Annotated in this window: 22 protein-coding genes; 20 read left to right on the plus strand and 2 right to left on the minus strand. The window is 65.7% G+C overall.

The annotated features are described in order from the left end of the window. Positions 1–51: 51 nt before the first annotated feature. The 8 genes from ACP693_RS07340 to ACP693_RS07375 all read left to right on the plus strand — a co-directional run bounded on the left by ACP693_RS07340 (position 52) and on the right by ACP693_RS07375 (position 8,652). On the plus strand, positions 52–870 hold the full coding sequence (locus tag ACP693_RS07340) for a flagellin (protein ID WP_426019606.1): 819 nt from the start codon (positions 52–54) through the stop codon (positions 868–870). 285 nt (positions 871–1,155) lie between these two features. Continuing rightward, positions 1,156–1,899, plus strand: a complete 744-nt coding sequence (locus ACP693_RS07345; protein ID WP_409719216.1) for a flagellin — start codon at positions 1,156–1,158, stop codon at positions 1,897–1,899. 137 nt (positions 1,900–2,036) lie between these two features. Continuing rightward, complete coding sequence (locus ACP693_RS07350) at positions 2,037–2,840, plus strand: flagellin (RefSeq protein ID WP_425982821.1); 804 nt, start codon at positions 2,037–2,039, stop codon at positions 2,838–2,840. 113 nt (positions 2,841–2,953) lie between these two features. Continuing rightward, the gene (locus tag ACP693_RS07355) at positions 2,954–3,691 is read left to right on the plus strand and encodes a flagellin (RefSeq protein WP_409719212.1); all 738 of its coding nucleotides are present in this window, start codon (positions 2,954–2,956) and stop codon (positions 3,689–3,691) included. A 112-nt stretch (positions 3,692–3,803) separates the two neighbouring features. After that, the gene (locus ACP693_RS07360) at positions 3,804–4,538 is read left to right on the plus strand and encodes a flagellin (protein WP_425982825.1); all 735 of its coding nucleotides are present in this window, start codon (positions 3,804–3,806) and stop codon (positions 4,536–4,538) included. Between the two features lie 84 nt (positions 4,539–4,622). Then, positions 4,623–4,904 (plus strand): flagellar protein FlaG, encoded by a 282-nt coding sequence (locus tag ACP693_RS07365; RefSeq protein ID WP_426017792.1) that lies wholly within the window; start codon positions 4,623–4,625, stop codon positions 4,902–4,904. Positions 4,905–5,040: 136 nt separating this feature from the next. Beyond that, the gene (locus ACP693_RS07370; RefSeq protein WP_426017790.1) at positions 5,041–5,889 is read left to right on the plus strand and encodes a flagellin; all 849 of its coding nucleotides are present in this window, start codon (positions 5,041–5,043) and stop codon (positions 5,887–5,889) included. 60 nt (positions 5,890–5,949) lie between these two features. Then, the gene (locus tag ACP693_RS07375) at positions 5,950–8,652 is read left to right on the plus strand and encodes a transcriptional regulator (protein ID WP_426017788.1); all 2,703 of its coding nucleotides are present in this window, start codon (positions 5,950–5,952) and stop codon (positions 8,650–8,652) included. A 1-nt stretch (position 8,653) separates the two neighbouring features. On the opposite strand, the gene ACP693_RS07380 is transcribed toward ACP693_RS07375, so the two are convergent. Next, the gene (locus ACP693_RS07380) at positions 8,654–9,592 is read right to left on the minus strand and encodes a CPBP family intramembrane glutamic endopeptidase (protein ID WP_426017786.1); all 939 of its coding nucleotides are present in this window, start codon (positions 9,590–9,592) and stop codon (positions 8,654–8,656) included. Between the two features lie 137 nt (positions 9,593–9,729). Here ACP693_RS07380 and ACP693_RS07385 point away from each other — a divergent pair, with 137 nt between their 5' ends. The 8 genes from ACP693_RS07385 to ACP693_RS07420 all read left to right on the plus strand — a co-directional run bounded on the left by ACP693_RS07385 (position 9,730) and on the right by ACP693_RS07420 (position 15,297). After that, the gene (locus ACP693_RS07385) at positions 9,730–10,401 is read left to right on the plus strand and encodes a hypothetical protein (RefSeq protein ID WP_135193207.1); all 672 of its coding nucleotides are present in this window, start codon (positions 9,730–9,732) and stop codon (positions 10,399–10,401) included. Next, the gene (locus ACP693_RS07390) at positions 10,401–10,823 is read left to right on the plus strand and encodes a hypothetical protein (protein ID WP_426017784.1); all 423 of its coding nucleotides are present in this window, start codon (positions 10,401–10,403) and stop codon (positions 10,821–10,823) included. Before ACP693_RS07385 ends, ACP693_RS07390 begins: the two co-directional genes overlap by 1 nt. Before the next feature lie 163 nt (positions 10,824–10,986). Then, on the plus strand, positions 10,987–11,490 hold the full coding sequence (gene ssb / locus ACP693_RS07395; RefSeq protein ID WP_426017782.1) for a single-stranded DNA-binding protein: 504 nt from the start codon (positions 10,987–10,989) through the stop codon (positions 11,488–11,490). Between the two features lie 18 nt (positions 11,491–11,508). Beyond that, positions 11,509–11,964 carry a thiol-disulfide oxidoreductase DCC family protein gene (locus tag ACP693_RS07400; protein ID WP_426017781.1) on the plus strand — a complete coding sequence of 152 codons (456 nt, stop codon included), beginning with the start codon at positions 11,509–11,511 and terminating at the stop codon, positions 11,962–11,964. Beyond that, positions 11,961–13,262, plus strand: coding sequence for an SDR family oxidoreductase (locus ACP693_RS07405; protein ID WP_426017779.1), 1,302 nt, complete (start codon positions 11,961–11,963; stop codon positions 13,260–13,262). Before ACP693_RS07400 ends, ACP693_RS07405 begins: the two co-directional genes overlap by 4 nt. Continuing rightward, positions 13,259–13,729 carry a DUF2269 family protein gene (locus tag ACP693_RS07410; protein WP_426017778.1) on the plus strand — a complete coding sequence of 157 codons (471 nt, stop codon included), beginning with the start codon at positions 13,259–13,261 and terminating at the stop codon, positions 13,727–13,729. Before ACP693_RS07405 ends, ACP693_RS07410 begins: the two co-directional genes overlap by 4 nt. 64 nt (positions 13,730–13,793) lie before the next feature. Continuing rightward, the gene (locus ACP693_RS07415) at positions 13,794–14,732 is read left to right on the plus strand and encodes a DMT family transporter (protein WP_426017777.1); all 939 of its coding nucleotides are present in this window, start codon (positions 13,794–13,796) and stop codon (positions 14,730–14,732) included. 31 nt (positions 14,733–14,763) lie between these two features. Further along, positions 14,764–15,297 (plus strand): DUF1003 domain-containing protein, encoded by a 534-nt coding sequence (locus ACP693_RS07420; protein WP_426017775.1) that lies wholly within the window; start codon positions 14,764–14,766, stop codon positions 15,295–15,297. Positions 15,298–15,336: 39 nt separating this feature from the next. On the opposite strand, the gene ACP693_RS07425 is transcribed toward ACP693_RS07420, so the two are convergent. Beyond that, positions 15,337–15,912 carry a superoxide dismutase family protein gene (locus tag ACP693_RS07425; RefSeq protein ID WP_409719184.1) on the minus strand — a complete coding sequence of 192 codons (576 nt, stop codon included), beginning with the start codon at positions 15,910–15,912 and terminating at the stop codon, positions 15,337–15,339. A 122-nt stretch (positions 15,913–16,034) separates the two neighbouring features. Between ACP693_RS07425 and gyrA the strand changes: the two genes are divergently transcribed. From gyrA to ACP693_RS07445, 4 genes are all read left to right on the plus strand, one after another. Beyond that, the gene (gene gyrA / locus ACP693_RS07430) at positions 16,035–18,815 is read left to right on the plus strand and encodes a DNA gyrase subunit A (protein WP_426017773.1); all 2,781 of its coding nucleotides are present in this window, start codon (positions 16,035–16,037) and stop codon (positions 18,813–18,815) included. 176 nt (positions 18,816–18,991) lie between these two features. Next, entirely contained in the window at positions 18,992–19,840 is an 849-nt protein-coding gene (locus ACP693_RS07435; protein WP_426017771.1) for an aminotransferase class IV, read from the plus strand. Between the two features lie 53 nt (positions 19,841–19,893). After that, positions 19,894–20,382 (plus strand): pantetheine-phosphate adenylyltransferase, encoded by a 489-nt coding sequence (gene coaD / locus ACP693_RS07440; protein WP_426017769.1) that lies wholly within the window; start codon positions 19,894–19,896, stop codon positions 20,380–20,382. A gap of 6 nt (positions 20,383–20,388) precedes the next feature. Continuing rightward, complete coding sequence (locus ACP693_RS07445) at positions 20,389–21,261, plus strand: peptidylprolyl isomerase (RefSeq protein WP_426017767.1); 873 nt, start codon at positions 20,389–20,391, stop codon at positions 21,259–21,261. Positions 21,262–21,286 lie beyond the last annotated feature (25 nt).

Genomic DNA, 21,286 nt, shown 5'->3' on the forward strand with positions numbered 1-21,286 from the left:
CCTGGCGCTAAAATGGCGCCGGACATCACACGAAGTGAACAGGAAGCCAAAATGGCTACGAGCATCAATACGAACTACGGCGCAGCTGTCGCCCTGCAAAACCTGAATGCGACCAACGCCATGTTGGAGCGCACGCAAAACCGTGTCAGCACGGGCCTGAAAGTGGGCTCGGCCAAGGACAACGGCGCGATCTACGCCATTGCGACAACCCAGCGCGCCAACATGAGCGCCATGGATGCGGTCCGGAACTCCCTTCAGCGCGGACAGTCGATCGTCGATGTGGCCCTGGCCGCCGGCGACACCATCACCGCCGCCCTGGAAGAAATGAAATCGCTGGCTGTCAGCATTCAGTCCTCGGTCGCCGGCTCCGCCGCTGAAACCTCTTATCTGACCGATTTCAATGCCTTGGGTAAGGAAATCGATGCGGCCTTGAAGGGCGCGAGCTTCGACGGCGTCAACCTGTGGAACACCACCACCGCGACGACCATCACCACCAATGTCAGCGGCGGGACCTATCAGATCGGCTTCGGCACGGTCGATAAGGCTGCCGCCGCCTCCGTAGTGGCTGTCTCGGCCGGCACCGCTGTCCGCGCCGGCGCCACGACCGCCATCGTCGACACCGCCATTGCCACGATCACCGCCGACCTGGCGACCATCGGCACCCAGTCCAAGTCGGTCGGGCGTCAGATGACCTTCCTCAACAAGCTGCAAGACTCGACTGAGGCCGGCATCGGCAACCTGGTCGATGCCGACCTGGCCAAGGAAAGCGCCAAGCTGACGGCTCTGCAAACCAAGCAGCAGCTGGGCGTGCAGGCGCTGTCGATCGCCAACCAAGGCAGCTCGATCCTGCTGAGCCTGTTCCGCAGCTAAGCTCTCAGGGCTGAACATTTCGCCTTTTGCCGCGCGGTGACGCACCGCCGGCGCAGACTGAACTCGTCGCACACTCGGCAAAACTTGCCTGGTGCGCGGGCTGACCCGGCAGCAGTTGCCTGGTCGGAAGGAGGGTAAATCAAAGGTAAACAAATAAAAACAGTTACTTATGACAAATTGCGAACGGCAAAAATGGCCCGGCAATTGCTTCTTACCTACTGAGCAAAAAGCTCCCCGCGGCAAAATGCCGTTGGAAATCACTGAAGTGAAAAAGGAACAGCCAAAATGGCTAGCATCAATACGAACTACGGTGCCGCAGTAGCCCTGCAGAGCCTGAACAAGACCAGCCAACAGCTGGAAACGACCCAAAACCGCATCAGCACCGGGATGAAGGTGTCGTCGGCCAAGGACAATGGCGCGATCTTCGCCATCGCCACCCAGCAGCGTGCGAATGCCGCCTCGCAAGACGCCACGCGCAACACACTGCAACGCAACCAATCGATCACCGACGTGGCCCTGGCCGCCGGCGACACCATTACGACGGCGCTTGAGGAGATGAAGTCTCTTGCCGTCAGCATCCAATCCTCGGTCGCCGGTTCGGACGCGGAAATCGCCTATCTGAAAGACTTCAACGCCCTTGGTACGGAAATCGCCTCGGCGGTCTCCGGCGCCACGTTCGACGGCGCCAACAGCCTGACGACCCCCCTCGGCGTTGCGGCCGTCACCGGTCTGACCGGCGGCTCGGTCGCTCGCGCCGCAGCCACCACGGCTGCCGTCGATACGGCCATCAGCACGGTGACCTCTTCGCTGGCCACGCTGGGCACCCAGTCCAAGTCGCTGGGTCGCCAGATCACCTTCGTCAACAAGCTGCAGGACGCCATGGAGGCCGGCGTCGGCAACCTGGTCGATGCAGACCTAGCCAAGGAAAGCGCCAAACTGACCGCACTGCAAACCAAGCAACAGCTGGGTGTGCAGGCGCTGTCGATCGCCAATCAGGGCAGCTCCATCCTGCTGAGCCTGTTCCGCTAAGGCCGACGGCCCGACCGCTCCGGCGGTCGGGCCAAAGCCGCATCCATCGGTCGTCGGTTTCCGGCGGCCGGACCTGAGCAAAATGCTCACCCCGGCAAAACGCCTGGGATCTCACGAAGTGAAAAGGAGGGCTAGAAATGCCCAGCATCAACACGAACTACGGCGCTGCAGTCGCCCTGCAGAGCCTGAACAAGACCAGCCAACAGCTGGAGACGACCCAAAACCGCATCAGCACCGGCATGAAGGTCTCCTCGGCCAAGGACAATGGCGCGATCTTCGCCATCGCCACGCAACAGCGCGCCAACGCCGCCTCGCAAGATGCGGTTCGCAGCTCGCTGCAACGCGGTCAGTCCATCGTCGATGTGGCCCTGGCCGCCGGCGACACCATCACTTCCGCTCTGGAAGAGATGAAGTCGCTTTCGGTGAACATCGCCTCATCCACGGGTTCGGCGAAAACGGCTTATGAGGCCGACTTCACTGCCCTGGGCAAGGAAATCAGCAGTGCGCTGGCCGGCGCCACCTTCGACGGGATCAACCTGTTGAACACGGCGGCGGGCGCGACGACCGACCTTCAGACGGGTTCGGGCACCTATCGCCTGGGCACGGCTACGGCCGTCAGCGCCAACACGCAGTTGGCGATGTTCACGGCGGCGACGCCCGACGTCGCCGACTACACCACCGCGAACGTGGATCTGGCGATCGCGGGCGTGACCACCGCTCTGGCCACCCTGGGCACCCAGTCCAAGTCGGTCGGTCGTCAGATCACCTTCGTCAACAAGCTTCAGGATTCGATGGAAGCCGGCGTGGGCAATCTGGTGGACGCCGATCTGGCCAAGGAAAGCGCCAAGCTGACCGCCCTGCAAACCAAGCAACAGCTGGGCGTGCAGGCGCTGTCGATCGCCAACCAAGGCAGCTCGATCCTGCTGAGCCTCTTCCGCTAAGGCCCGGAGACCTCGCCGCCTAGGCGGCGGGGTCGTGGCCTTGAACCCGAGCAAAACGCTCCCGTCGGCAAAACGCCAACGGATCTCACGAAGTGAAAAAAGGAGGGCTAGAAATGCCCAGCATCAACACGAACTACGGCGCCGCAGTCGCTCTGCAGAGCCTGAACAAGACCAGCCAACAGCTGGACACGACTCAAAACCGGATCAGCACCGGGATGAAGGTGTCGTCGGCGAAGGACAACGGAGCGATCTTCGCGATCGCAACGTCGCAACGCGCCACCGCCGCCTCGCAGGACGCCGTTCGCGCCGGCCTGCAACGTACCCAGTCGATCACCGACGTGGCCCTGGCCGCCGGCGACACCATCACCTCCGCTCTGGAAGAGATGAAGTCGCTTGCAGTCAACATCGCCTCGTCGACCGGCGCGGCGCAGACGGCCTATCTGGCCGACTACAATGCTCTGGGCACGGAAATCGGCACCGCGATCACCGGCGCCACGTTCGACAGCGCCAATAGCCTGACGGCCTTGGGCGCGAATGCGGCGATCACTGCCGTGAACACCGGCAGCATCACCGCTGCCAACGCCACGACGGCGAACGTCGACGCCGCCATCGCGGCGACGACCAGCACCCTGGCCACGCTGGGCACCCAGTCCAAGTCGCTGGGTCGCCAGATCACCTTCGTCAACAAGCTGCAGGACGCCATGGAGGCCGGCGTCGGCAACCTGGTCGATGCAGACCTAGCCAAGGAAAGCGCCAAACTGACCGCACTGCAAACCAAGCAACAGCTGGGTGTGCAGGCGCTGTCGATCGCCAATCAGGGCAGCTCGATCCTGCTGAGCCTGTTCCGCTAAGGCCCGGCGACCTCGCCGCCTCGGCGGCGGGGTCATGGCCTTGAACCCCGAGCAAAATGCTCCCGTCGCCAAAATGGCGGCGGATCTCACGAAGTGAAAAAGGAACGCCAAAATGGCTACCAGCATCAACACGAACTACGGCGCCGCAGTCGCTCTGCAGAGCCTGAACAAGACCAGCCAACAGCTGGAAACGACCCAAAACCGGATCAGCACCGGGATGAAGGTGTCGTCGGCGAAGGACAACGGAGCGATCTTCGCGATCGCAACGTCGCAACGCGCCACCGCCGCCTCGCAGGACGCCGTTCGCGCCGGCCTGCAACGCACCCAGTCGATCACCGACGTGGCCCTGGCCGCCGGCGACACCATCACCTCCGCCCTGGAAGAGATGAAGTCGCTGTCCGTCAGCATCGCCTCGTCGACCGGTTCGGCGCAGACGGCCTATCTTGCCGACTTCAACGCCCTGGGCACGGAAATCGCCTCGGCGATCACCGGCGCCTCGTTCGACAGCGTCAACAGCCTGACGACGCCGCTGGCCAGCTTGTCCACTCTGACAGCCGGCAACCTCGCCGCCGGCGCCGCCACCACGGCGGCGGTTGATACGGCCATCGGCACCGTCACCGGCGCCCTGGCCACGCTGGGCACCCAGTCCAAGTCGCTGGGTCGCCAGATCACCTTCGTCAACAAGCTTCAGGACGCTCTTGAAGCCGGCGTGGGCAATCTGGTGGACGCCGATCTGGCCAAGGAAAGCGCCAAGTTGACGGCTCTGCAAACCAAGCAACAGCTGGGTGTGCAGGCGCTGTCGATCGCCAACCAGGGCAGCTCGATCCTGCTGGGCCTGTTCCGCTAAGACGATCAGCCGGAGCGGTCTCACGACCGCTCCGGCTGATCGTTTGCTTCTCTAGAGGGCGCGGGCCGACCCGCGCATGGAGCCATGACAGACAATGTTGCGAGATCAGTAAGCGTACCTCCGCCGATCCCCGACGCCGCAATCACCGCCAAGCCGTCGCCTCCGCCGCCGACACCTCGAAACGACAACAATGACGCCAGCCGTTACCGGCTGACCATCGAGTCGCTGGGTGATAACCGCTTTGTATACAAGGTTCTTGACCGCGTGACGGGCGAGGTGGTTCGGCAGTTGCCGCGCGAGGATGTCGAAACGCTGAGCAGCGACCCGACCTATCGCGGAGGAAGATTGGTCGACACCGCCGTCTGATCGGCCGTCGTCGTTCACGAATGCCCAGCGCCGCCGGCTTGCCGTGCGGTGCAATCATGGTTTCTATGCCGTTAACCATGTGATTACGACTCATGGTTAATCCTGTACCCAACAGAACGTCCGGGGGCTTGAAGCCATGACCACCAGCATCCACACCAACACCTCGGCGATGATCGCCCTGCAGAATCTGAACCGCACCAACGACCAGTTGGCGTCGACGCAGAGTCGGGTGAATACGGGACTGAAGGTTCAGGGCGCCCGAGACAACGCCGCCGTCTGGGCCGTCGCACAGGGGCAGCGCGCGGATCGCGGCTCGCTGGAAGCGGTGACCACCAGCCTGAACCGCGCCACCTCTATCGCCGACGTGACGCTGGCCGCAGGCGAACAGATCTCGGACCTGCTGATCGAGCTGAAGGGCAAGGCGACCGCCGCGTCGGACGAAAGCGCCACCCTGGCGATGCGGACCTCCTACAATGACGAGTTCCAGTCGCTGCTGAAGTCGATCCAGTCGTTCGCGGACAATGCGATCTTCGACGGCTCGAACATTCTGGACGGCACGGCGACCGTCGGCATCAACTTCCTGGCCAGCGCCGACGGCGCCGAGACCATCACCCTGGACCGCCAGGACATGACGCTGACGGGCCTGGGCCTCGCAGCGACCACCGCCCCAGTCGCGGCGGCGCCGGACCTGCTGACCAAGGCGAACGCCGACAATGCCCTGACGCGGATCAATGCGGCCATTTCTACCAGTACGGCGCGCCTGGCCGAACTGGGCGCCCAGTCCAAGCAGATCGAACGCCACACCACCTATGTCGGCAAGCTGTCCGACGCGCTGGAGGCCGGCATCGGCAATCTGGTGGACGCCGATTTGGCCAAGGAAAGCGCGCGCCTTCAGGCTTTGCAGGTCCAGCAGCAACTGGGCGTCCAGGCCCTGTCGATCGCCAACCAAGCGCCGCAGGTCATCCTGTCGCTGTTCAAGGGCTGATTCGACAGCTTAACGGTTCGTTATCGGGCGCAGGCGCACGATAGGATCGGAGCCGTCTGAATGATCAACAACAGCTATCTGCTGGGTCTTTACGGGGTGACGGCGGACACGTCGTCGTCGCTGATCGGCACGAGCACGGCTGCGAAGACCAAGAAGACCCAACCCACCGCGCCCTGGTCTTCCACCGCGACCCCGCCAAAAGCCAGCGACATGGTCCGTGCGGCCCTGGCCGGCCGTCGGCTGATTGACGAGGGCAACGTCAGCCTGGATATGGCCGGCGCCTCCAGCGATTATCGCAAGATGTTCGCCCTGTATCAGGGCCTCAACAGTCTCAGCGCGCTGGCCGACCGGGCCGGCGTCAAGGGTCTCGCCGCGTCCGAAGCGGCCCTGCTGTCCAAGCGGTTCGGCGAGGGCATGGCCGAGATGTCCACCTATCTGAGCACCGCCAGCTTTGAGGATATGCGGCTGGTTCAGGGCGTGGCCCAGACCTCGGTCAAGAGCACCTATGCGCTGGAACGCGCGCCGACCAGCTTCCTCACCGCACCCCTGCATGACGGCGCCGCGACCTCGACGGTCAAGGCGTTCGAGGGCGACGTGAAGTTCTCAATGACGGTCAAGACCGCGGCGGGAACCCAGGCGGTCGAGATGGACCTGTCCGAGATGGGCGCGACCGATCGATCGATGGGCAATGTCGTCGCCTATATGAACGGCAAGCTGGAAGCCGCAGGCGTCGCGACGCGGATGGGCGTCCAGATGATCCCTGCCGAACCCAAGACGATCAAGAGCGGAACCAAGACCATCACCCTGCCGGCCGGGCCGGATCAGTGGGCGCTGAAGGTCAACGGCGGAACGGGCGAGGCAATCAGCTTCCAGGCCGTTGACACCTCCGACGCCGTCTATGTGACCCAGGGCGTCGGCAAGACCGGCACGGCCGGTCAGTTGCTGAAATTCCAGGCCGACGGCGGCGCCGCGCCGGCCGCGCAGCAGGGCGTGGACGATCCGTTCTGGGTCGAGGGCAGGGTGGGGCACACCGACCTGCCTGAGGGCGTCGCCGCCGTTAAGGCCAGCGCCGTCGCGCCCGACGGCTCGGTCTGGGTCGTCGCCGAGCTGACGGCCGGCGAGGGCGACCAGCCGATCAAGGGCGTTCGTGACGTCGCCCTGATGAAATACGAATCCGGCGGCAATCTGATGCAGACCAAGCTGCTGGGCGCCGCGTCCAGCGCCAACGGCTTCTCCATCGCCATCGACGACGACGGCCGCGTGGCTCTGGCCGGATCCGTGACCGGCGCGCTGGAGCCAGGCAAGAGCGGCGATAACGCCGCCGTCGCAGACAGTTTCGTTTCCGTGTTCGACAGTTCGGGCAAGGAGCTGTGGACCCAGCGTCGCGGCGCCAAGGCGGCCGATGAGGCGACCGAGGTGCGCTTCGGCGCAGACGGCATGGTCTATGTCGCCGGGCGCTCGAAATCGGCCATGCCGGGCAATGCGGCTCTGGGCGGCTGGGATTCCTATCTTCAGGCCTTCCAGGAAAAGCCGATCAAGATCAACGGTCCGGACGTCGGCGTGAATGTCTCTACGATTCAGTTCGGCAGCGCCGGCGACGATTCCGTCCAGGCCATGACGGTGTCGGGCAACGACCTCTATACGGCGGGTGTCGAGAACGGGAAGGCGGTCGTGCGCCGCTTCACTCTGGACGCAGCCGGCGTGCCGACGCTGGCCTCCAGCCGCGACCTCGGCTACGCCAGCGGCGCCATCGCGGGTATTTCGGTCGAGAACGGCAAGGTCGTGGTCACCGGCCATACCGAAAACGCGGCCCTGGACATCGCCGCAGTGACGAACGCCCATGCGGGCGGCAGCGACGTCTTCATCGCCACCCTGTCCGATGATCTTCAGGCCTCGGGCGACGACCGCCTGACCTATTTCGGCGGGGCAGGCGCGGACACCGCCGCCGATGTCGCCATCAAGGACGGCAAGGTCTGGATCACCGGCACGAACCGGGCCGAGGGGGCGGGCAAGGACGACCCCACTTCGGGCTACTTGGCCCAGATCGATCTGGCCACCGGGGCGGTCCAATCCAACCGGACCTGGCGCGCCGACGGCGACCAGGCCATGCCGACCAGCCTCAGCATCGCCTCCGGCGGCGCCAGCGTGCTGGACCGGCTGGGCCTGCCGCAAGGGCAGATCATGCAGGCGGATTCCAAGCTGCTGACCGTCGCCACCTCGGCCCGGGTCGGGGATCAGTTCTCGATCACTCCCGCCGCCGGCGGCCGCGCGGTCACCGTGACCATCGACGCCAAGGACACGCTGGAGAGCCTGGCCAAGAAGATCAACGCCGCCTCGGGCCGCCAGCTGGAAGCCAAGGTCATCACCGACCTCAAGGCCAAACCCATCGTCCAGCGTCTGGAAATCAAGACGGCCGCGAACAAGGACGGCGCCATCATCTCTTCGGGGGCCGTCGGCAAGGATGCGCTTGGCGCGCTGGGCCTTGCGACCGGCTTCGTCGGCCCGGTCACGCCGGACAAGGACGCGACGAAGACCTATGGGTTGAACCTGTCGAACAAGCTGAGCCTCAACGACCCGGCCTCCATCAAGGCGGCGATCGAATCGCTGGCCCAGGCGATGACGGCGGTGCGATCGTCCTATCGCTCGCTGGCGCCATCGACCGGCGGCATCACCAACATCCAGACCGGCAACGGCTCCTCGACCGCCTATCAGCAGACTCAACTGGCCAATTATCAGGCTGCGCTGAGCCGTCTGCTGGCCTGATCTAGGCCAGGGCTGTCGTTCTGCTGGCTTTCATCGTCTTCACCGCCACTGCCACGGCCAGCACCATGAACAGGTCGAACGCCAAGATCATCGGCGCTGCCGTCGGCGCGGTATCCCAGCCCAGAGTGAACGGTTCCGCCAGAAGAACGACGCAGAGATTGTGGGCCACATGAGCTCCGGTCGCGAACTCGATGCCGCCCAGCTCCAGCGTAACCCAGGCCCAGAGCGCGCCCGCGATGGCCAGACTGGCGAACACCACCGGGTCGGCATAAAGATGAAAGGCAGCGAACAGCACGCCGTTGATCGCGCAGATCACGAGGGTTCGGCGCGTGAAGGCGGCCGTCGCCTGTAGCACCAGGCTTCGAAACAGCACCTCTTCCGCCAGCGCCGCCACGAACAGCGCGGCGACTGCCGCCAAGGCGTAAGAGACGCGATGCATCAGTGGATACCGATCATCCAGAACCGGGAACAGCAGCGGTTCCCCCTGTAGCCAGCCATAGCCGAACAGGATGATCGCCGTGATCGGGGCCGACACCGCCGCGCCAAGCAGAAGCAGTCGGATCGAAGGCTTGCGATCCGGCCATAGGAAGCTGACGGCTGGCCGATGATGGATCAGGCTGGCGAACCACAGAGCCAAGGCGGCGGTGATGCCGAGAATCACCGCCAACGCGCCCATCACACGCATCTCTTCGATAAGTCGGTTTGACGTTTGCGCGACTTCGGAGAGTTCGAATGCGTCGCGGAAACCCGGCATTGCCAGGTTCGCCAATCCTAGCGCCACGGCGACCAAGATCATGGCCGCGATGAACGCGCCGGCTGTGGCGAAGGCGCGCCAGGTGCGTTTCTCCGGCGTCACGGCGGACAGAAAGCTTGGCGACGAAAAGGGCGGGGCGGTCGGGGTCACGAGGTGAAGCTTGGCTATCGCCTTCAGCGGCGTCAATCGTCTCGCAGGGTTGCACCATCCTTCGGGTTTTGCCCCTTTGGAATATCATCTGCATGGGCGTTGCGCGGCGCTTGCCGGTTGACGCCCGGCGCCCGGTCGGAGTTATTGACCTCCTCATCCGCGAAAGCCCCTTCATGGCCCTCCCGAAAGACAACCGCGTCATCATCGTGGTCGGCGCTGGTCTGGTGATCATCGCCGCCGTCGTGCTGGCCCTGATCTTCACCGGCGGCGGCGACAGGACGCCGGAGGCCTCGCCCGCGTCCAAGGGCGGGCTGGTAGTCAACCTGGCCGACGCGCCTTCGCTGGAGCCGACGCGCGAGCTGCGCTGCTTCGTCGATGGTCAGTTCGTGGGCATGGCGACCCTGGCCGTTTGTGCTCAGCGTAATGGTTTGGCGACCGACGCTCTGGACGTGGGTCTGGACGCGACCGGCGCCCTGGCCGCCGCCCCCACCGCCGCCTTCGCTCCGCCGCCCGAGCTGCCGGCCGTCGAGATGGCCGAGACGGCGCCGCCCGCCTATGTCGAGCAGAGCCCCGCGCCGCGACCTACGCCCGTCGCCAATGGCAGCCCCTGCCTGCGTCACAGCGGTTCCGACTGGCGCACCCTGTCTTCGAACATGAGCCTGAACGCCTGTGTCCAGGCGCTGTACGCCGGAACCTGCGTCGGGCCGGGCGACGCCCAATATGGCCGCTGGGGCGATACGACGCTGCGCCTGGTGCCGCGCCGGGTGGAACAGTCGGGGGACAATTCCCGTTTCCGGACCCTGGCCGAGCAGGACCGCAACTGCCAATTTCCTGGGATGAACTGATGCGCCTTGTCGTTCTCGCCGCCGTCGCTGGAACAGCCCTGCTGGGCGCCTGCTCCAACGAACCGAAATACGAGTTCGTCGATGGCGCCTGCTATTTCGTGGCGACGCCGGACAATGCGCCGCCTCGCCTGCAAAAGATCGCCGACGACCAGCCTCAGCTCGAACTGTGCGCCGCGCGTCTGGAGGAGATGCGTCTGCGCTTCCTGCGCATGGGCGGCTCGAACCAGGAGATCGCGGGCGCCTATCAGGGTCGGTTCATCTTCATCGACCGTGAGGGGGTCAAGATCGGCAAGAGCCTGAACGGCAGCCGCTTCTTCGCCATGGCCCGCACCGGCGATGGCCGCCTGGCCATTCCCGGCGCCATCCAGCGCGACGAGACGGGCCGCCCGATCGCCATCGCAGCGGACCCCGCCGCGAAGTAGAGCTTGCGTGACGTGAACAAAGGTGGAACATTTCGTTAATCCACCGGTTTGGCGGGTGCGATGTCGAAAGCGGCTGGCGATAAGGCGTCGCCCCGGTCAGACATCGGACTGAATTGACGGGGCGGGCGATGCAGTCGCCGCCTCACACGAGAAGGAAGTTTTCATGGCGGGCAGCGTCAACAAGGTCATTCTGGTCGGCAATCTGGGCCGCGATCCCGAAATCCGGTCCATGCCGAACGGCGACCGCATCGCCAATCTGTCGATCGCGACCTCGGAAACCTGGCGCGACAAGTCCTCGGGCGAGCGCAAGGAAAAGACCGAGTGGCACCGGGTCGTCATCTTCAACGACAACATCGTCAAGGTGGTCGAGAACTATGTGAAGAAGGGCTCGACCGTTTACATCGAGGGCGCGCTCCAGACCCGCAAATGGACCGACCAGCAGGGCGTCGAGAAATATTCGACCGAGATCGTGGTCAGCCGCTTCAAGGGTGAACTGACCATGCTGGGCGGTCGTTCGGAAGGCGGATCGCAAGGCGGCGGTTATGCCGGCGGCGGCGGCAGTGGTCGCGGCGACGACGACTATTCTTCGGGCTTCTCCACGGGCGGCGCCAACAAGCCCAGCGGTCCCAAGGAAAGCTACGACCTGAACGACGACATTCCGTTCTAAGGCCGATCCGAACCAACCATGGGGCGGGGGCCTTACAGCTATCGTGAGGATCCCGCCGTTCCGGCCTTCCCGGACGACCGGCCCCTGGTTCTGTTCGACGGCGACTGCGCGCTCTGCTCGGGCTCGGCGCGCAAGATCCTGAAGCACGACCGGGCCGGGCGCATCCGACTGGCTTCGACGCAGTCGCCGCTGGGGCGGGCGCTGCTGGTTCACTACGGCGTCGATGCCGACGATCCCTATACGATGCTGTTGATTCAGAAGGGCGTGGCGCGACAGAGGTCCGACGGCGTCCTGGGCATCGCGGCCCTGCTGCCGCCGCCTTATCGTCTGGCGGTCCTCGGGCGGATCGTGCCGAGGATCATTCGCGACACCCTCTATGATTTCATCGCGCGCCGTCGCCGCCGGTTTCCCGGTGCGACTTGGTGCGCCACGCCTCCGCAAGGGGTCGATCTGACGGACCGGGTGTTGGGATGAGCGAACGCGTTCTGGTGCTGGGCGCCAACGGCTTCATCGGCTCGCACGTCGCGGCGGCTCTGTCGTCTGCGGGCTGGTCCGTGCGCGCCGCCGCCCGACGCATCGCCGAACCGGCCCTTCGCGCACCGACTTTCGATTGGGTCGTTGCCGACTTCTCCAAGCTGACGACCGTCGAGGCTTGGGCGCCGCTCCTGGCCGGCGTCGATGCGGTGGTGAACTGCGTCGGCGTGCTCCAGAACGGCGCGGGCGACAGCACACGCGCCGCCCATGTCGATGGCCCGCGCGCCCTGATCGCGGCCTGCGAGGCGGCGGGCATGCGACGACTGGTTCATATTTCCGCCGTCGGGGCGGACGATGACGCCGGTACCGACTACGCCCGCACGAAGGCCCAGACCGAACGGATGATCGAGGCCAGCGGCCTGGACTGGCTGATCCTGCGGCCGTCGCTGGTGGTGGACCGCGCGGCGTTCGGCGGCACGGGCCTGATCCGCGCGCTGGCGGCCTTTCCGCTGTTCAGTCCGGTGGTGGGCGGCGACCAGATTTTCCGCCCGATCCCGCTGGGCGACCTGTCCGCCGCCGTCGTTGCGGCGCTGAAACCGGGCGCCCCGTCGCGCCAGTCGTTCGACATGCCGGGACCAGAGCCGGTGACCATGGTCGAGACGCTGCGTCTGTATCGCGGCTGGATGGGACTGACGCCCGCGCCTGTCATTCGCTTGCCGCGCGCCCTGGCCTCGCCTGCGCTGGCGATCGGTGATCTGCTTGGTCGATTGGGTTGGTCCTCGCCGATCCGCGCGACCGCGATCAAACAAATGGACCATGACGTGTCCGGTCGCGACAGCGGCTGGGCCCAGGCGCTGGGCGTTCCGTCGCGCGGCTTTACGCAGTTTCTTGCCGAGACCCCGGCCTCGGTTCAGGACGTCTGGCATGCCCGTTTGTGGTTCGTGCGGCCGGTCTCCATCCTGACCCTGGGCCTGTTCTGGCTGATCACCGGCCTGATCAGCTTTGGACCCGGCTGGGACCGCGCCGTCGCCATCCTTCATGAAGGCGGTTATGGCCGCATGGCCGGACCCATCGCCTGGTGGGGCGCGCTGCTGGACGTGATGCTGGGGCTGATGCTGTTCGTGCGGCCGTGGACGGCGCGGGTGGCGATCTTCATGTGCCTGGCCACCGTCGGCTATCTGATCGCCGGCACGCTCAGCCTGTCGCACTTTTGGATCGACCCGCTTGGGCCCTGGCTCAAGGTGCTGCCGATGATGGCCCTGTGCCTGTTCGTGGCCGCCACGGACGCGCGCCGATGAGCCTGTATATCCTGATGAAGATCATCCACATCCTGTCCGGCGCCGTGCTGTTCGGGACCGGCGCGGGCATCGCCTTCTTCATGCTGCGCGCTCACGCGACGAAGGATGCCAGGACCATCGCCGAGGTCGGTCGCATCGTCGTTCTGGCCGATTTCGTCTTCACCGCCACGGCTGTCGTGATTCAGCCGATCAGCGGCCTGGGCCTGATCCATCTGCAGGGTTGGTCCCTGACCAGTTCGTGGCTGTTGGCCGCCTATGGCCTATATGTCCTGATCGGCGTCTGCTGGCTGCCGGTCGTGTGGATCCAGTACCGGATGATGAAGCTGGCCGAACAGGCGGTAGGGCAGGGGACTGACTTGCCGCCCGCCTATCATCGCCTTTTCCGCTGGTGGTTCGCCTTGGGCTGGCCCGCCTTCGCCGGCGTCCTGGCCATCTACTGGCTGATGGTGGCCAAGCCGGAGTTATGATCCCGAAACCTGGGGTCATCCAATGTGACCCGACGCGCGTCCAAAGCCGTGGCATAGGGCTGTTATGACCGACGCCAATCCTGAAGTTGGGCCCGCACCCGCGCCACTGCCACCCAAGCCCCACGCCCTGACCGGGCTGGAGATTGCCGCCATCGTGGCGATCATCATCGTGTGGGGGGTGAACAACGCCGGGGCCAAGCTGGCGACCGAACACCTGTCGCCGCTGCTGGTCGGGGCCATCCGGTTCGGCATCGCCAGCGCCTGTCTGATCGCCTTCGTCCGGCCGCCCTTCCCCGACTGGAAGAGCCTGATGCTGATCGTCATCGTCGGCGGGCCGATCCAGTATGGACTGGCCTACACCGCCTACTGGCTGGCGACCGACGTCAGCCCGGTGACCGTGGCCAACCAGCTGTGGATCCCCTTCACCACCCTGTTCGCCTTCCTGATCCTGGGCGAGCGGCTGTCCAAGGCGGCCTTGGTCGGCATGGGCGTCGCCTTCGTCGGCGTGGCGTGGATGACGCTGGATGCCCATGCCTTGCAGGACTGGAAGGCCATTCTGGTCGCCATCGCGGCGGGCGCGGCCTGGGGTGTGACGACGGTCGTGGCGCGCCGCACCACCTCCATTCCGCCGTTGAAGATGCAGGGCCTGCTGGCGCTCGGCGCCTTTCCCGTCATGGCTTTCGGCTCGGCCGTGTTCGAGCATGGGCAGTGGGAGGCGGTGAAGACTGCGACGCCCATGGTCTGGGCCACGTTGCTTTGGGCCGGGATCGTGTCGTCGGTGCTGGCCACCACCCTACTGTTCTGGCTGGTGCAGCGGCGCGAGGCCGGGCGGGTGACGCCCTATCTGCTGGTGACGCCGGTGGTGTCGATGCTGATCGGCTGGGGCTTCATGGGCGACATCCTGACGCCTCAGATCCTGACCGGTTCGGCCATCGCCATGGGCGGGGTGGCGCTGGTCGCCCTGGCCGAACGGGGCTTGCGCGCAGGCGCCGCCAAGGCTTGATCTGTTCCTGAGCGCGATTCAGGAGACCGCCATGCCTCACGCCCCCCTCGACGCCGACCACGTCTCTCGCCGCTGGCTGGGCAAGGCGACGCACGAACTGCCCGCCAACGCCGCCAGCGTCGTTCGCAGCACGGCCGAACGTCGGCCGATCTCCGAGGACATCAACGAGACCTTCGACGACCGCCAGACCTTCGGCGAGCGGCTGGCGGACAGGGTGGCCACGTTCGGCGGCTCCTGGACCTTCCTGATCGCGTTCGGCCTGTTCCTGGTGGTGTGGACGGTGCTGAATCTGGTTCTCAGGCGCGACGCCTTCGACCCCTATCCCTTCATCTTCCTGAACCTGATGCTGTCGATGATCGCCGCCGCCCAGGCGCCGATCATCATGATGAGCCAGAAACGCCAGGCGCAGAAGGACCGCCTGGACGCCGGCAATGACTATCAGGTCAACCTGAAGGCCGAGATCGAGATCATGGCCCTGCTGGAAAAGGTCGAGCACCTGACTGCGCGCCAGGAAGAGCAGACCGAGTTGATCCGTCGCCTGCTGGCGCAAAAAGAAGCCCGCTGAACAGGGTCCAGCGGGCCATCCTCAATATTTAGGGAAGGCTCAGCTTGCGCTGAGCGCCGCGCAGGCCACCCGGTCGCCCGCGCCGCCGATGGGCTGGGTCGAATGGTCGTCGGGATTGGCGTGGATGATAATGGCCGAGCCGTCGGCGTCCCACAGCCATTGGCCGGGGCCTTCCGAAGAGATGCGGGCGCGCGGGGTGAACAGTTCGGCGTTCACCTTGCCGTCGGCGCCGGCCCAGATGTTGGGCAGGTCGCCGTCGTCCGGACCCGCCGCGTTCAGCAGACCGTGCGGAGCTTTCGGTTCACCGTGGTTGATGTGGGCGCCGGACGAGGTGAAGGGCGCGGCGCATTCGCCGGTCGCATGGATGTGGATGCCGTGCCAGCCGGGCGTCAGGCCCGAGGCCTCGACCTTGATCACCAGGCCGGTCGGCCCTTGGCGCAGGTCGACGCGGCCGATATTGGCGCCCGAGGCGTTGATCAGGACCGCCTGTCCCGTCGCCCCGACGGGCGCACGTTCGACGTGGGTTTGCGGGGCGTTTCCGGTCGCGGCGCAGGCCGTGGTCAGTGCCAGCGGAGAGGCGATCATGAGGGCGGCGGCGAGAGTGTAGGCGCGCATGTGAAAAGTCCTTTCAGAGACGGGCTTTCACGGCGACGTCGCTTTGCCACCGAGCCCCTGGAATGCTAGAAATCGTCACAGCGGATCACGTTCCGATTCCGGCCGCATAAAGCCACGCTTCATTGACCGACGACAGCCACGAAAACGCCGCGACCCCCATAGTTCCGGGAGGCGGCGGCTCCGATATTTCCACGATCACGATCGAGGACGAACTGAAGCGTTCGTACCTCGACTACGCCATGAGCGTGATCGTTTCGCGCGCGCTTCCTGACGCCCGGGACGGCCTCAAACCGGTTCACCGTCGCATCCTGTATTCGATGCACGACCTGAACATGACGCCCGAGCGCAGCTATTCGAAATGCGCCCGCGTCGTCGGCGACGTGCTGGGCCGGTTCCACCCCCACGGCGACGCCTCGGTCTATATGGCCTTGGTGCGGATGGCCCAGCCCTTCTCGATGGGTCTGATGCTGGTCGATGGCCAGGGCAACTTCGGCTCGGTCGACGGCGATATGCCCGCCTCGATGCGTTATACCGAGGCCCGTATGGCCCCGGCCGCCGTCGCCCTGATGGCCGATATCGACAAGGACACCGTCGATTTCCAGCCGAACTACGACGAGAAGGAGCTGGAGCCTGTCGTCCTGCCGGCGCGGATCCCGAACCTGCTGGTCAATGGCGCGGGCGGCATCGCCGTCGGCATGGCGACCAATATCCCGCCGCATAATCTGGGCGAGGTCGTGGATGCGGCCCTGGCCCTGCTGGACGACCCCAACATTTCCGACGACGCCCTGCTGGACATCGTCCCCGGTCCTGACTTCCCGACGGGCGGCGAGATCATGGGCCGCACCGCCCCGCGCAATGCGCTGCGTGACGGTCGCGGCTCGGTGGTCGTGCGCGGCCGCGCCTCGGTCGAGGAGATCCGCAAGGATCGCGAGGCCATTATCGTCACGGAACTGCCGTTCCAGGTCAACAAACAGACCCTGATCGAACGCATCGCCGAAATGGTGCGTGAGAAGCGTCTGGAAGGCATCTCCGACGTCCGTGACGAATCCGACCGCCAGGGCATGCGGATCGTCATCGAGCTGAAGCGCGACGCGTCCGGTGACGTGATCCTGAACCAGTTGTGGCGCTACACCGCCATGCAGAGCTCGTTCGGCGTCAACATGCTGGCGCTGAACCACGGCCGGCCCGAGCAGATGGGCCTGCGCGACCTGCTGCAAATCTTCCTCGAATTCCGCGAGGAAGTCGTCGTTCGCCGCGTCAAGTTCGAGCTGAACAAGGCGCGTGATCGCGGCCACGTCCTGGTCGGTCTCGCCGTCGCCGTCGCCAATATCGACGAGGTGATCCACATCATCCGCTCCTCGGCCGATCCGACCGAGGCGCGCGAGCGGCTGCAGGGCAAGGCCTGGCCCGTGGGCGACATGATGGCCCTGGTCGAACTGATCGCCGACCCGCGCAGCGTCGTCATCAACGGCGACAGCCTGCAACTGACCGACGAACAGGCCCGCGCCATCCTGGCCCTGACCCTGTCGCGCCTGACTGGCCTTGGCCGTGACGACATCTTCGGCGAGGCGCGCGGCCTGGCCGATACGATTCAGGGCCACCTGACCATCTTGTCGGACCGCAAGAACGTCCTGGCCATCATCCGCGACGACCTGATCGCGGTGAAGGATCAGTTCGCCGTGCCGCGTCGCACCCTGATCGGGGAAGGCGACGGCGAGATGGAGGACGAGGACCTGATCCCGCGCGAGGACATGGTCGTCACCGTCACCCACGGCGGCTACGTCAAGCGCGTCGCCCTGAACGCCTATCGGACCCAGCATCGCGGCGGCAAGGGCAAGTCCGGGATGACGATGAAGGACGAGGACGCCATCACCGGCGTGTTCAGCGCCTCGACGCACACCCCGGTCCTGTTCTTCGCCACCAACGGCAAGGCCTACAAGCTGAAGACCTGGCGCCTGCCGCTGGGCAATCCAACCTCGCGCGGCAAGGCCTTCGTCAACCTGCTGCCCATCGAGCCGGGCGACAGCATCATGAACGTCCTGCCCCTGCCCGAGGACGAAACGACCTGGGGCGACTACGACATCATGTTCGCCACCCAGGCGGGCGACGTGCGCCGTAACAAGCTGTCGGACTTCGCCACCGTCAACCGCGCCGGCAAGATCGCCATGAAGCTGGAAGGCGACGACCGCATGGTCGGCGTCGGCCTGTGCACCGCCGACGACGACATCTTGCTGACAACGGCCCTGGGCCGCGCGATCCGGTTCAAGGCCGACGATGTGCGGGTGTTCAAGGGGCGGGATTCGACCGGCGTCCGGGGCGTTCGCCTGCAAGACGGCGACGAGGTCATCTCCATGGCCATCCTGGGCCGGGTCGATGCGACGCCGGAGGAACGTTCCGCCTACGTCAAACACGCCAACGCCATGCGCAAGGCCCTGGCCGGCGCGGACGCGGAAGAGGATGTCGCGGCTCCGGCCGAGGCTGAAGACGATGTCGCGGATGCGGCTCTGACCGTCGAACGCATCGCCCAACTGGGCGCCGCCGAACAGTTCATCCTGACGGTCACAGAGACCGGCTTTGGCAAGCGGTCCTCGGCCTACGAGTACCGCCGCACGGGTCGCGGCGGCCAGGGCCTGACGGCTCACGGCCTAGGCGGTCGCGCAGGCACGCGCCTGGCGGCGGCCTTCCCGGTCGAGGAAACCGACGACCTGCTGCTGGTCACCTCGGGCGGTCAGATGATCCGTACCCGCATCGACCAGGTCCGCATCGTCGGCCGCTCCAGCCAAGGCGTCACCATCTTCCGCACCGGCAAGGACGAAAAGGTCGTCTCGGTCGAACGCCTGCCGGATAGCGGCGGGTCGGATGATGTCGATGTCGCAGACGAGGGCGGCGAGACCGAAGTCTAAAACCAAGACCCTCTCCCATCGGGAGAGGGCTTGAGCGCCCGAGAGCGTAGCGATCGGCAAGCGCGAAAGGGTGAGGGGTTACGCTGTACGACGCGATCGACACCGTAACCCCTCATCCGGCCCTCCGGGCCACCTTCTCCCTCTTTGAGAAGGAAGGAATATTGCGGAGGTTTTGGTTGGACATCCTGATCGACGGCCACCCCGCATCGCCTGAAGACCTCGCCCACCAGGCCTTGGTCAACTACGGCGCCTACACCTCCTTCCGCGTAGAGAACGGCGCCGTGCGCGGCCTCGACCTCCACCTTGCACGTCTGGACCAGGCCGCCGTCGAACTGTTCTGCGAGAGCCCCGGCGAGACCGAGTTTCGCCGCCTGATGGCCCTCGCCGTTGCCGGCCGCGACGCCTGCTGGCTGCGCGTCAGCCTGTTCTCGCCCGAGATCGGCCATCGAAACCCGTCCTTCGTCGGTCGCCTCAAGGTGATGACCGTCGTCTCACCGCCTCCGCCGCCGCTGGCGAGCAGCGTGCGCGTCACCGCCGTCTCCTACGAACGCGAAGCCCCGCATCTGAAACACCTCGCCACCTTCGGCCTGATCCGCGTGCGCCGCGCCGCGCGGGGCGCCGGTTTCGACGACGCACTGTTTGTGGACGGGCAGGGGCGGGTGTCCGAAGGCACGCTGTGGAACGTCGGTTTCGTCCTGGGCGACCGCATCGTCTGGCCCCAAGCGCCGATGCTGGCCGGCGTGACCCAGGCGGTGATCCAGCGCGGTCTGGCCGAGGCTGGCTTGGCCTCGGACAACCGCCCGGTCTCCATTTCTGAAATCGGCTCCTTCGACGCCGCCTTCCTGTGCAACAGCGCCACGCCCGTCTGCCCCATCACCGCGATTGATGATGTCGCCTTCGCCAACGATCCGGCTTTGCTGGCCCGGATCGAGGCCGCCTGGTCCGCCCAGCCGCCGCAGGTCATCGCGATCCGCAGCGATGACGCCCGCGACGATGACGATGGCGTCAGCCGGCTAGGCCGCTGATTTCGCACCTGCTAAACGACCGCAACGGCACGCGACAGGCTGGGGAGACACGCATGCGCATCGGGCTTTATCCGGGCACCTTCGACCCGGTGACGAACGGGCATACCGACATCATCAAGCGCGCGCTGAAGCTGGTGGACCGGCTGGTCATCGGCGTGGCTCAGAACGACGAAAAGGGGCCGCTGTTCTCCACCGCCGAGCGCGTCGAGATGCTCAAGGCCGAGGTCGCCGGCTTCGGCGGCGACATCGTGGTCCAGCCCTTCTCCACTCTGCTGATGCATTTCGCCGAAGAGTTGGACGCCAACGTCATCATCCGGGGCCTGCGGGCCGTCGCCGACTTCGAATACGAGTTCCAGATGACGGCGATGAACCAGCGCCTCAATCAGGACATCGAGACGGTATTCCTGATGGCCGATCCGCGTCATCAGGCGATCGCCTCGCGTCTGGTCAAGGAGATCGCCCGGCTGGACGGCGCGATCGACAGTTTCGTCAGCCCCGCCATCGCCGAGCGCGTGCGGGCCAAGGTCAAGAACGGGATTTGATAGACTATGCGTAAGGCGATCATCGCGGCCGCCGCCGCCCTCCTGGCGAGCGGCGCGGCCCAGGCCCAGGTTTCGGCCCCGGCTGTGGCTCAGACCACGCCAGCGGCCTCCGACTGGCGCACCATCGCGCCGGAAAACCTGCTGGTCATCGACACGTCCAAGGGCCGCGTTCTGGTCGAGCTGGTTCCGGTCGCGGCGCCCAACCATGCCGAACGCATCCGCACCCTGGCCAACCAAGGCTTCTATGATGGCTTGAAGTTCCACCGCGTCATTCCTGAATTCATGGCGCAAACCGGCGACCCGCAAGGCACCGGCGAAGGCGGCAGCGAGCTTCCTGACCTGAAGGCCGAGTTCAGCTTTCGGCGCGGTCGTGACGCCGGCTTCGTCGCCGTGCCCAGCGTCGGCCCCGGCGTGCGCGGCCTGGTCAGCGATCTGCCGGTCCAGACCCAGCCCGACGCCCAGATGATGGTCACCGCCGACTTCAAGGTCGACGCCCACGGCCTGTTCTGCCCCGGCGTGCTGGGCATGGCCCGCTCGGGCGCGCCCGACAGCGCCAACAGCCAGTTCTTCCTGATGATGGGCGCGCGCGACCAGCTGGACGGCGTCTACACCGCCTTCGGTCGCGTCGTTTCCGGCCTGGATGTGGTCGGCAAGCTGAAGAAGGGCTCGGACGCCGAGGACGGCAAGGTCACCGACCCCGACACCATGACCCAGGTCCGCATGGCCTCGGCCATGCCGGAGGCCAGCCGTCCAACGGTGCGCGTTCTGAACGCAAGCAGCGCCGCCTTCGCCGAACGGATCGCCGCCACACGCGCTGCGCGCGGTAACGGCTTCAGCATCTGTGACGTTCAACCGGTGGCCGAGGTCGTCGGCGGCTGACGTTTTCAAGACGACGGGGAGGGGA

Origin of the sequence: Brevundimonas sp. TWP1-3 (genome assembly GCF_049896085.1) — a bacterium.
In the GTDB taxonomy this organism is placed as follows: domain Bacteria; phylum Pseudomonadota; class Alphaproteobacteria; order Caulobacterales; family Caulobacteraceae; genus Brevundimonas.

Coding starts and splice junctions, on each gene's coding strand:
- ACP693_RS07340 (WP_426019606.1), top strand. CDS start 52: ATGGCTACGAGCATCAATACGAACTACGGCGCAGCTGTCGCCCTGCAA.
- ACP693_RS07345 (WP_409719216.1), top strand. CDS start 1,156: ATGGCTAGCATCAATACGAACTACGGTGCCGCAGTAGCCCTGCAGAGC.
- ACP693_RS07350 (WP_425982821.1), top strand. CDS start 2,037: ATGCCCAGCATCAACACGAACTACGGCGCTGCAGTCGCCCTGCAGAGC.
- ACP693_RS07355 (WP_409719212.1), top strand. CDS start 2,954: ATGCCCAGCATCAACACGAACTACGGCGCCGCAGTCGCTCTGCAGAGC.
- ACP693_RS07360 (WP_425982825.1), top strand. CDS start 3,804: ATGGCTACCAGCATCAACACGAACTACGGCGCCGCAGTCGCTCTGCAG.
- ACP693_RS07365 (WP_426017792.1), top strand. CDS start 4,623: ATGACAGACAATGTTGCGAGATCAGTAAGCGTACCTCCGCCGATCCCC.
- ACP693_RS07370 (WP_426017790.1), top strand. CDS start 5,041: ATGACCACCAGCATCCACACCAACACCTCGGCGATGATCGCCCTGCAG.
- ACP693_RS07375 (WP_426017788.1), top strand. CDS start 5,950: ATGATCAACAACAGCTATCTGCTGGGTCTTTACGGGGTGACGGCGGAC.
- ACP693_RS07385 (WP_135193207.1), top strand. CDS start 9,730: ATGGCCCTCCCGAAAGACAACCGCGTCATCATCGTGGTCGGCGCTGGT.
- ACP693_RS07390 (WP_426017784.1), top strand. CDS start 10,401: ATGCGCCTTGTCGTTCTCGCCGCCGTCGCTGGAACAGCCCTGCTGGGC.
- ssb (WP_426017782.1), top strand. CDS start 10,987: ATGGCGGGCAGCGTCAACAAGGTCATTCTGGTCGGCAATCTGGGCCGC.
- ACP693_RS07400 (WP_426017781.1), top strand. CDS start 11,509: ATGGGGCGGGGGCCTTACAGCTATCGTGAGGATCCCGCCGTTCCGGCC.
- ACP693_RS07405 (WP_426017779.1), top strand. CDS start 11,961: ATGAGCGAACGCGTTCTGGTGCTGGGCGCCAACGGCTTCATCGGCTCG.
- ACP693_RS07410 (WP_426017778.1), top strand. CDS start 13,259: ATGAGCCTGTATATCCTGATGAAGATCATCCACATCCTGTCCGGCGCC.
- ACP693_RS07415 (WP_426017777.1), top strand. CDS start 13,794: ATGACCGACGCCAATCCTGAAGTTGGGCCCGCACCCGCGCCACTGCCA.
- ACP693_RS07420 (WP_426017775.1), top strand. CDS start 14,764: ATGCCTCACGCCCCCCTCGACGCCGACCACGTCTCTCGCCGCTGGCTG.
- ACP693_RS07425 (WP_409719184.1), bottom strand. CDS start 15,912: ATGCGCGCCTACACTCTCGCCGCCGCCCTCATGATCGCCTCTCCGCTG.
- coaD (WP_426017769.1), top strand. CDS start 19,894: ATGCGCATCGGGCTTTATCCGGGCACCTTCGACCCGGTGACGAACGGG.
- ACP693_RS07445 (WP_426017767.1), top strand. CDS start 20,389: ATGCGTAAGGCGATCATCGCGGCCGCCGCCGCCCTCCTGGCGAGCGGC.